This window comes from Motilimonas sp. 1_MG-2023, assembly GCF_030547455.1.
Taxonomy (GTDB): domain Bacteria; phylum Pseudomonadota; class Gammaproteobacteria; order Enterobacterales; family CBDFNC01; genus Motilimonas.
Map to the genome: position 1 here is coordinate 1 of NZ_JAUOPX010000108.1, position 890 is coordinate 890.

General features: G+C 41.2%; 1 pseudogene. It reads right to left on the reverse strand.

Features of this window, described 5'->3' with window-relative positions:
• Window positions 1–704: 704 nt before the first annotated feature.
• A pseudogene (locus Q4519_RS21625) lies at window positions 705–890 on the reverse strand (IS4 family transposase); the annotation flags it as partial.

Below are 890 nucleotides of genomic sequence, written 5' to 3' on the forward strand. Positions count from 1 at the left end.
ATATTGATACCTGCTTAGTTACGGTGATCTTATCACCTCTAATCAGGTGGCCAAAATAGTTGTACCACTACATAGTGATTAAGCTTAGTGATGGGGACACTAGAGATGGCACTATGGAGTTAAGTAGTTCAGTTTTAAAATACTATGACAAGTTCGATTTTAAGTTTTTCTATAGCTGTAGTGAATATAAAAGAAAAGAAATACTCCTAGAACAGCTTTTTACCTCGTTATTAAAAGTCTGTGAACTGAATCGGTGGTCAATTGAGCCATTCGAACGTGCGAGAGCCAAAGTGCTTGAAGACAACTTTCAAAATTCGTACGTGCTAAGTAGGAAGTTTAACCAGAGTCGAAATCTTAAAGCGTGTTTAGTCGCGGACCATTGTTCTACACAATTTTCTCTAGCGCTTGTTGTAACAGACTTGTCAGACTGCGAAGTTTTTCGAAGACAAGTGCTTGTTGAGGAACCTGATGAGTTCTTGTTCAATTGCCAAATTGGAAGCATTCGTTGGATGAATAAGGAATTGCTTAGATACTCGTTCAGAGATAAAGGTATAGCAAAGACGGTTGAGTTTGGGTTAAACGCCGACGGTTTAATATCGCATAACAAGGCCAAGCATAAGGTATAGCGCGAGCTGTCATAAAATTTGAAACAAATTTTCCGCCTGCTAGCACTACCCATGTGGCGGCGCTGACGGATCCCCTCATTATTTAAGCATCGCTGTTTGATGGATCACCCGTATGTATTCGCAGATTGCCCACTGTATATCCGCGTACCTTCTTTGGTGTTCCCGCCGCCTTAGCACCTCTTTTGCAAGCCGTGTTATTGATAAAACATGGCGGGTTTTGATGGTGTTAGCTTGAAACTGATATTGCCAATTTTGCTGCCTAGC